A 9,179-nucleotide genomic window follows, 5' to 3' on the forward strand; every position below is an offset into this window, starting at 1 on the left:
TCTTTTAACATCAAATAATAAAGCATTTCCCTTCCAAGTCTTGTAAGAGCTATAGTTTGTATATTAAGCCCGTGTAGCCATTCTATAGCAATGTTATCTTTCCGCTCTCCTAATTCAACCAATCCCAAATCAGAAAAACATCCAAGTATAAACGGAATAAATATTTTTGATTTATAAATTTTAAATCCAGTTTTTACAAATTTATATTCATCCCTATTCATGCCAAGTCTCCATTGATCAAAATCTTTTTCATGGCCAACGGGAAGTTCTAATAAATGTTCTAGATACCTATGTCTCTCACTATATTCTAAAGGATCATAACTATTAGAACTCATTGATAATTTTTCCCAGTTAAAGTCGAACCACAAAAACATTACAAATTCAATTATCTTTGCACCAATGCTTTTGTTCATAAATAAATCGAATTTACTTTTATCAAAGCTCACTTTATCATCATAATTAACTCTTATCCAATCCATTTTTCTACAAAAACTTTCATATATCAAATACCTATTAGTTACTTCATAATCATCAATTAATTCCAAATCGAGTTTTCTAGTTTTGTAACCGTATTCTCCGTCAGATACCTTAATAACAAATGCCTCTAAATCTACTATCAAATCTGGCATGTCAACAAGTCTCTTGACAATCGGCATCGCCCATTCATCTCTCCATACAGTTTCTTTATCTTCTATATAAGACAGTTGAGTATCACTACCTCTAGATCCAATATTCGCATAAATTTCTCCAAAATAATTTCGTTCTTTGCACAACTCCAGTAGCGAATTATAGTTAGCATCTCCAGTGTTTAATAATTCCATGTGTCTTATATAATGCCGCATACTCACTAATGTACTCCTCAATTGTCCTATCGAAAGTTTTTGGTTTATACAAACATATATCAAGTACTCGTATATCACCTCTTCCGTGATTTGATTAAGCGTTTTATAGTATTTTCTTAGAGTATGTTTGTAAAAATCCCTCAAATTTGCATCATATTTTTTTATAGTTCTCTCTGATAAGTTTTTATTTATTGCTAAATAAAATCTAAATGATTTGAGCTCAGATTCTACCTCTAAATCCTGTTTTCTCTTTAAAAATTGATCTTCTACTTCAAATATAACGCTGTATATAGCAAAACTATGTCTCTTCAAATAATAACGTTTCGAATACATATCCACATTTTCTAAGAAAAATTTGTATTTTTGCTCTATTGAATAAATCATTGCATCTATGCATTCTTCACTTATCTTTTTATATTGCCCAATATTTAGCACTTGATCCCTATACCAAATCAACCTTCCAGCGAAGTAATCTCCAATATCTATTTCTGGCATATTCTCTGTCTTTACAAAGTAAATCTTCTCTTCTAAGAATAAATCTTCTAAATAAATCACATTTTCCAAACTTTTTTCAACTCTGTATATACTCAAATAGCTTTCTCGTTTCATCATGAGCAAATTGATTTCTTCCGATGTCAAGTCTCTCATTTTGTCTTTAATCATAGAATCTATCATGCTCTGCCCTTTATTGTTAACATAATCCAAACTAAGCCAAAGGTTAAATGCATAGTCAAAATCAGCATTTAGCAAATCCTCATGACTATACTTATGCCTCAATTTTCTTATATTATATTTATCAATGTACTCATTCATATACATCAATAACTTAAGTGCAGTAATATTGTCAAGCCTTTGCAAGTCATCAAAAGTGTGCTTCTCTTTTCTATCTAAATTCAAGGGATCACCTCCTCGAGTAATATAATCTTATTTGATATTTACCCAGTATCCCTTGCTTTTATCATGAATGCCGTCAATGAATTACACTAAAAAATTATTGATTCAATGTATATCAAAAATGGTATAGTCCACAAGCTTAAAAATGTTGTAAGAAGTATTCCTCTAGACGCAAGCTCATGATCTGCTCCATATTTATGAGAAAAAATTGCAGCAAGAGCTGCTGATGGCATCCCTGTTAATATCAATATGAAACCTTTAAGCATAGATGGCATTGGAACAAACCAAACTATTCCTAACACTAATAATGGAATAATCAAGAGCCTAATAACACTAGATAATATCAGCCTCCAATTTTTTATCCATTTAAAACCACTACTCGTCCCTAGTATCATGCCAATTACTATCATTGATAGCGGTGTAGTGGTCCCACCGACACTTTCAAGTACTAGCTGAAGTACTCTCGGTAATTGTATCGAAAATCCAAACAACGCAAATCCTAAGCTCACTGCTAATGTTCCTGGATTTATCAAAAGTCTAGCTGAAACTCCTTCTCCGCTCCCCTTTTTTATCAAATACACTCCAAGCGTCCATATGTAAAGATTAAATGAAAAATTAAACATCGCTGCGTAAAATATTCCTATTTCACCATAAAGAACTCTCATCACAGGATATCCCATAAATCCAACATTACCAAAAATCATCAAAAACTCATAGACTCCTAGTTTATCTTCCCCTACATTCAATAATTTTCCCACCAACTTAGCAACTATATACGCTAGAGGATAAAATAATATTCCCGATACCAATAAATATATGCTATTTATCATAAGCTCTGGATCAAACTCATAGTTCATCGACTTGATTATCAGCGCCGGCAAACTGACATAGAGTACAAATGTAGACAGCCCTTTTGAAAACTCAGCTGAAACCAATTTACTCCTCTGCAAAACTACACCCAATCCTATAAGTATAAATAACATAAAAATCTGCTCTGTTGCCATAATATCCCTCCAAATTTTGCAAAAATAAAGGGGCTCTCAGCCCCTAATAAAACTATCGCATTTTCATACTATCATATATCATTTTAGCAAGCCCTATACCCGACTCATCCTTTGTAGTCTCTTTGGATAGCTCTTCGCTGAGCATATCCTCATAAACCCCTCTAGCATAGCTTTTGTCCGTAAGTCCACCATCTGTTATAGTCGACTGCATTTCTTTATAAACAATATCCATAAATATGGCCTCAAAATCCTTACACGCTTGCATCAAGCTCTCATCATCAGAACTATTTTTAGCACCCTCGAATTTATCTTGAATTTTATTCAGTTCTTGTCCTCTATCTGTTTGAAGTTTTGCTTGATTAATCATTTGATTGATATTAATTTCCATACTCCTCAGCTCCATCTATTTCATTATTTATATCTTCTCATTACCCTATTTGTATTCATTTTACCACAAGCAGAAGCATTTTTGTTCATTTTGGAGTTATATTTATTTATGTTTATTTCATTTTGAGAATTTTTAGAATTAATTGCGTATTCAATCACCTTACTTTTATATTTAAGTTATTTATGGTATATTAGTAAATGGAAGTAGACGGTTTAAATAATAAAACTAGGAGGAATGCTTATGCAAGAATATTTTGAAACCATAAATCATCTATATGATTTGCCCTTTAGTCTTTTCATATTCGATGGTCAATTTTACCACAAGCACTGGCATAAAGAAGTTGAGTTAATGCTGGTTCTAAATGGATCAGCTAACATAGATGTAAACGGCCAATATCGTAAATTACAAGATGGCGATATTCTAATTATAAATAGCTATGAATTACACGAAGTTGTAAATATCGAAAAAGGCGCCTTACTTCTAATACTTCAATTAAATCCACTATTTTTCGCAGGCTATTATCCTAAATTTCCAACACTCCATTTTGAATCTCAGTTACTACTACTCAATCATCAGCAAGTACTCTGTGAAGATCTCAAAAAAGATATGCTAGAACTATTTTACATAATAAATGGTAAAAAAGAAACATTTAGACTTCAAGCACTTAGAGTTACTATAATACTAGCCGAAAAACTAATAGCACTTTTCAGAGATGGTCAAATAGAAGAAGTAGAATCATCACCAGATAGACTTCAGCGTATTCTAAGCTATATACACAATCACTATAATGAGAAAATTTCATTAACTACGCTAGCAAATACCGAATCAATTTCACCATATTATTTATCTAAATTCTTCAAAAAAGAAATGGGAATGAACTTTAACCAATATATTACCGCAGTTCGTTTGTCAAAAGCTATGTGGAATCTACTTCACAGTGACAAAAGAATCGAAGATATAGCTAAAAAACACGGCTTTAGCACATCAAAATCATATATAACTAGTTTCAAATCGCTTTATAGATTGACTCCTCATCAATTTAGAAAAAATCATAATCCTGAAAACTATCTCCCAATAAATAAAAATTACCCGATACAGAAATCTATATTAGAATATATGGACGAACAAGTTTATTTATTATTAAAAAAACACATATAGAAATTTGATTTTATTCGTCAAATTTCTATATGTGTCAATAATCTATCTTCTTAAATTATTCACTATCTGTAGCATTTCATCAGAAGTTGTAATCGCCTTAGATGAAAGCTCATAAGCCCTTTGAGCTGTAATCATGTGAATCATCTCTTTCACAGGTTTTACATTAGACGCTTCTAAGTATTTAGATCTCAATCTAACATGCGTACCATCTTCTAAATCTTGAGCCGCACCAGAAGCTTCAGTACTCTTATAAAGGTTAAATCCTTCAGCTAACAATCCCTTAGGATTTATGAATTTTTTAAGTTCAAGCTGACCAATTTCAACTATTCTCTCATTTTCATCTATACCTGTTATGTTTCCCATTTCATCTATTGCATATTGATTTAAACCTCTAGGAATAGTCATAGCTGCGCCATTAGAATTTACTACATTGTATCCATCTGATGTGGTAAGATTTATCCCATCGCTCTTTACGCTCAATTTGAACGAACCATCTCTTGTGTATCTTCTATCTCCGTCTGGCAATTGAATCTCAAAAAATGCATTTTCTCCTAAAATAGCAACATCAAATACATTCCCTGTATCTTGAAGAGAACCCGCTTCATAATTTCTATTAGTAGCCGATGGCATAACACCATAACCAACCTCCAAATTAACAGGTCTACCTACATCGTCCCTCTTGTTATAGTTCTTAATCTCCTGATACATCAAATCTTTAAATTCAAGTTTTTCAGCTTTAAATCCAGTTGTATTAGTATTTGATAAGTTGTTCGAAATAACATCTATATTCAATTGTTGTGCTGACATACCAGTTGCAGCTGTCCACATCGATCTATTCATCTATGACGCCTCCTCTATACTACTAAACTTTCGCAATCTCGTTAACCGCTTTTCCTAAATTTTCATCAATCATTTTGACCACTTTTTGACTACTCTCATAATTTCTCATAAGACTAATCATCTCAACCATTGTTCTAACAGAATTAATATTTGATCCTTCTAAATAACCCTGCACAACCTTACCGTCATTTTTAATTTCTTTTGCATCTATTCCATCAAGCATTGTATATAGGTTATTTCCAATTTTTCTTACATCTTCTCTATTTTCTATGTCAACGACTTCTAATTGATCTACAACCTCACTATCAACTAGGATTTCACCGTACTCTGTAACCGTAAAATCTCCGTCGCCTAGAACAATTGAACCATACTTTCCTACGACATAATGCCCTTCTTGAGTTACTAGTTCTCCATTTTTATCAACTGAAAACGAACCATCTCTTGTATAATAATCTTTTCCATCTGCCGATCTAATCTTAAAAAATCCATTGCCCTTGATGGCTAAGTCGAAGCGGTTACCCGTATCTATAAAGCTTCCTTGCTCAAAATTAGTAACCACTTTATCTTGTCTAACCCCAGCATTTATAGTTCCTATAATATTTTGATCAACTATAGTGACTAAATTGCCTGCGTTTTGATCATTTACCAATAGATTTCCTTTATCATCAACGCTCAAAACATCATTTTCCGGATCTTGCAGTTGAATCCTATTGCCTGCGTTATCGATAACATAATTTTCTCCATTAGTTTTAATCTTGCCATCCATTTTATAATAGGTCTTGAGATAACCATCTTCATCGACCGTAAACTGAAGGTGTTTGCCATGACTCGTTCCTAATGGTGTCGAAACTCTCAAATAACCTCCATCAATATCAAGTTCATAAGTTTTGCCATTTTCTGTTACTGATTCTACAAAATTTATATTCTTAGGCGATTCAATAATACCCTCAAGAGGCATGGAATTATCCTTAATCTTCCTCATCAAAAGGTCTGGAAAAGATTCTGCTAGTACAGTATCCTTCTTATACGCAGTAGTATTGACATTGGCCATATTATTAGAAGCAACATCCATACGCCTTTGATTGTGGATCATACCAGTCGTAGCAATATAAAGCCCTCTTTCCATAAACTCGCCTTCTTTCCTATAATCTCACAATTATTATCGGCAAAACTGTCAAATATCTTTATTTTTTATCAAAAAAAATCCAAATTATAATAACCAAAAAAAGAGCCCTCTAAGCTCTTTAAAAGGAATTAAAAAATTTTCTCAGATTTCATCAACAACACATTCTCTCATTTCTCTATTGACGCTTTCTTTATACACTTCTAAATTCTCACATTTAACTTTCCAATTACCTCTAAAGCAAGTCTTTCTAATAGCTATTTTTAGAAGTTGTCATAAGCGCTGATTCATATTTTTCAAGGCTCTCAAGAGACATACCCGTTCCCTTGGCAACACATGAAATCGGTTCATCTGCTATCATAACAGGTATTCCCGTTCTATTGCTTATTAGTTTATCTAAACCATAGAGTAGTGAACCTCCTCCAGTCATTATCATACCTTTGTTACTTATATCAGCTGCTAATTCTGGTGGTGTACGCTCAAGTACTGCATGTACTGCATCCGCTATAGCTTCTATTGGCTCTTCTAGTGCGTGTAGCATCTCTGTCGATGATACTTTTATAGTTTTAGGAAGCCCTGATACTAAATTTCGTCCCCTAGCCTCCATGTATTTTTCTTTAATTCTAGGATAAGCCGTTCCGATTTCTATTTTTAACTGTTCTGCAGTTCTCTCACCTATCATTATATTGTGTTTTTTTCTCATATATCTTATTATGGCTTCATCAAACTTATCCCCAGCTATTTTTATGGATTTTGAAACTACTACACCACCTAGTGATATCACTGCTATATCTGTAGTTCCACCGCCCATATCTATGACCATGTTTCCATCTGGTTTCGTAATATCCATATCAGCTCCAATAGCTGCCGCTATTGGCTCTTCTATGAGGTAAGTTTTTCTAGCCCCCGCTTGATTGCTAGCATCTATTACAGCTCTCTTTTCAACTTCTGTAACACCACTTGGAACACAAACTATAACTCTAGGTTTAAATAGTCTTTTGCCAAGTGATTTTTTTATAAAGTGCTTTAACATTTTTTCTGTTATGTCGTAATCTGAAATAACGCCCTCTCGGAGCGGTCTTATAGCCACTATATTTCCAGGAGTCCTTCCAAGCATTTGGCGAGCTTCCTCCCCAACAGCCAAAAGTCTCCCTGTATTTCTATCTATTGCAACAACTGATGGTTCCTGAAGCACTATTCCCTTTCCCTTTATGTAAACAAGCACACTTGCTGTACCTAAATCAATCCCGATATCCGTTCTAAACATACTCCACTCCACCTTTATCAATCATTTTGTTTTGAATTCAAAATCATAAAATATCAATCGCAATACAACCTATTTATAGTTTACCGTAAAACATCTATCTTGGCTATACTCCTATGTGAATTTTCTAATTTTTTATAAACAAAAAACTAATCCATACCACCATTTCAATGTCAAATAAATCCAATAATCAAAAAAGATGATGAATTATAAAATCCATCATCTTTGTATATTACTTCTTTTCTTCTGCAACATCCAATCGAACTCTTGCTTTTTTCAAAGATTCGTTTGCTCTCTTAGAGTCTGTTTCTTCGCCACCATCTTTTAGACGACCTTCAGCGCGATTTTTCGCATCTTCAGCTCTTTTTACATCTATTTCATGTGGCCACTCTGCAGCTTCGGCAACAATAACTACCTTACCGTCGGCAATCTGCATAAAACCGCCTGCTAGTGTAGCTGGTTCTTTTTTGTCATCATTAATAATGACCAATTTACCAATAGCTAATGGAGTTACCATAGGGATATGATCTGCTAATACAGCCATCTCTCCTTCTGCTCCCTGAACAACGATTTTTTCTACTTCACCTTCGTAGAAGTTTCGATAGGGTGTTACAACTTTTAAATTGAATTTGGTCGACACCAAATCACCCCCCTATTGGATTACAGATTTTTCGCCTTTGCGATTGCCTCTTCGATTGTACCAACGTACAAGAAAGCACTCTCTGGCAAGTTGTCATGTTTTCCTTCAAGGATTTCTTTAAAGCCTCTAACTGTTTCTTTAAGAGGTACATATTTACCTTCAAGTCCTGTAAACTGCTCTGCAACGTTAAATGGTTGAGAGAAGAATGACTGCATTTTTCTCGCTCTAGCTACCGTGATTTTATCTTCATCAGATAATTCATCCATACCTAGTATAGCGATGATATCTTGAAGTTCTTTATATCTCTGAAGAACCTCTTGAACGTCACGAGCTACTTGATAATGCTCTTCACCAACGATAGCTGGGTCAAGTATTCTAGATGTTGAGTCAAGAGGATCTACTGCAGGATAAATACCTTTTTCAGAAATACCACGCGAAAGTACAGTTGTCGCATCAAGATGGGCAAATGTAGTCGCTGGTGCAGGGTCAGTCAAGTCATCGGCAGGCACGTATACAGCCTGTACAGATGTGATTGAACCTTTCTTAGTAGATGTGATACGCTCTTGAAGCTGTCCCATCTCTGTAGCAAGTGTTGGCTGGTAACCAACGGCACTTGGCATACGTCCTAGTAAGGCCGATACCTCAGAACCTGCCTGAGTGAAACGGAATATATTGTCAACAAATAACAATACGTCCTGTCCTGCTTCATCTCTAAAGTGCTCTGACATAGTAAGTCCAGTAAGAGCAACACGCATTCTCGCTCCAGGTGGCTCGTTCATCTGACCAAACACTAGAGCTGTTTTGTCAAGAACTCCTGAATCTTTCATCTCGTAGTAAAGGTCATTACCTTCTCTTGTTCTCTCTCCAACGCCGGCAAATACTGATATACCACCATGCTCTGAAGCGATATTGTGAATCAATTCCTGGATAATTACAGTTTTACCAACACCGGCTCCACCAAATAGACCGATTTTACCACCTTTTGAATATGGCGCAATAAGGTCAATTACTTTAATTCCAGTTTCA

Annotated in this window: 9 protein-coding genes; 1 reads left to right on the forward strand and 8 read right to left on the reverse strand. The window is 34.4% G+C overall.

The window, feature by feature from the left end; translation table 11 throughout:
* The 3 genes from N4A40_16410 to N4A40_16420 form a co-directional block, all read right to left on the reverse strand.
* A partial coding sequence (locus tag N4A40_16410) for a site-specific integrase (GenBank protein MCT4663437.1) occupies positions 1 to 1,739 on the reverse strand: 1,739 nt, incomplete at its 3' end.
* Between the two features lie 86 nt (positions 1,740 to 1,825).
* The gene (locus N4A40_16415) at positions 1,826 to 2,740 is read right to left on the reverse strand and encodes an AEC family transporter (protein MCT4663438.1); all 915 of its coding nucleotides are present in this window, start codon (positions 2,738 to 2,740) and stop codon (positions 1,826 to 1,828) included.
* Positions 2,741 to 2,792: 52 nt separating this feature from the next.
* Positions 2,793 to 3,128: a rod-binding protein gene (locus N4A40_16420; protein ID MCT4663439.1), complete on the reverse strand. Its 336-nt coding sequence runs from the start codon at positions 3,126 to 3,128 to the stop codon at positions 2,793 to 2,795.
* Positions 3,129 to 3,368: 240 nt separating this feature from the next.
* Here N4A40_16420 and N4A40_16425 point away from each other — a divergent pair, with 240 nt between their 5' ends.
* The gene (locus N4A40_16425) at positions 3,369 to 4,286 is read left to right on the forward strand and encodes an AraC family transcriptional regulator (protein MCT4663440.1); all 918 of its coding nucleotides are present in this window, start codon (positions 3,369 to 3,371) and stop codon (positions 4,284 to 4,286) included.
* Positions 4,287 to 4,328: 42 nt separating this feature from the next.
* On the opposite strand, the gene flgG is transcribed toward N4A40_16425, so the two are convergent.
* The 5 genes from flgG to atpD form a co-directional block, all read right to left on the reverse strand.
* Positions 4,329 to 5,126 carry a flagellar basal-body rod protein FlgG gene (gene flgG, locus N4A40_16430; GenBank protein MCT4663441.1) on the reverse strand — a complete coding sequence of 266 codons (798 nt, stop codon included), beginning with the start codon at positions 5,124 to 5,126 and terminating at the stop codon, positions 4,329 to 4,331.
* A 22-nt stretch (positions 5,127 to 5,148) separates the two neighbouring features.
* Positions 5,149 to 6,252: a flagellar hook-basal body protein gene (locus N4A40_16435; GenBank protein MCT4663442.1), complete on the reverse strand. Its 1,104-nt coding sequence runs from the start codon at positions 6,250 to 6,252 to the stop codon at positions 5,149 to 5,151.
* Between the two features lie 247 nt (positions 6,253 to 6,499).
* Positions 6,500 to 7,516: a rod shape-determining protein gene (locus N4A40_16440; protein MCT4663443.1), complete on the reverse strand. Its 1,017-nt coding sequence runs from the start codon at positions 7,514 to 7,516 to the stop codon at positions 6,500 to 6,502.
* Between the two features lie 229 nt (positions 7,517 to 7,745).
* A complete protein-coding gene (locus N4A40_16445) occupies positions 7,746 to 8,153 on the reverse strand; it encodes a F0F1 ATP synthase subunit epsilon (GenBank protein ID MCT4663444.1) in 408 nt (135 codons plus the stop codon).
* 20 nt (positions 8,154 to 8,173) lie between these two features.
* Positions 8,174 to 9,179, reverse strand: a 1,006-nt coding sequence (gene atpD / locus N4A40_16450) for a F0F1 ATP synthase subunit beta (GenBank protein MCT4663445.1), incomplete at its 5' end; no start/stop codon positions are given.

The sequence above is a fragment of the Tissierellales bacterium genome (assembly GCA_025210965.1).
GTDB lineage: Bacteria > Bacillota > Clostridia > Tissierellales > JAOAQY01 > JAOAQY01.

Excerpts from the sequence above, each read along its gene's own strand:
- N4A40_16420 (MCT4663439.1), bottom strand. The coding sequence starts at position 3,128 with ATGGAAATTAATATCAATCAAATGATTAATCAAGCAAAACTTCAAACA.
- N4A40_16440 (MCT4663443.1), bottom strand. The coding sequence starts at position 7,516 with ATGTTTAGAACGGATATCGGGATTGATTTAGGTACAGCAAGTGTGCTT.
- N4A40_16415 (MCT4663438.1), bottom strand. The coding sequence starts at position 2,740 with ATGGCAACAGAGCAGATTTTTATGTTATTTATACTTATAGGATTGGGT.
- N4A40_16435 (MCT4663442.1), bottom strand. The coding sequence starts at position 6,252 with ATGGAAAGAGGGCTTTATATTGCTACGACTGGTATGATCCACAATCAA.
- N4A40_16425 (MCT4663440.1), top strand. The coding sequence starts at position 3,369 with ATGCAAGAATATTTTGAAACCATAAATCATCTATATGATTTGCCCTTT.
- flgG (MCT4663441.1), bottom strand. The coding sequence starts at position 5,126 with ATGAATAGATCGATGTGGACAGCTGCAACTGGTATGTCAGCACAACAA.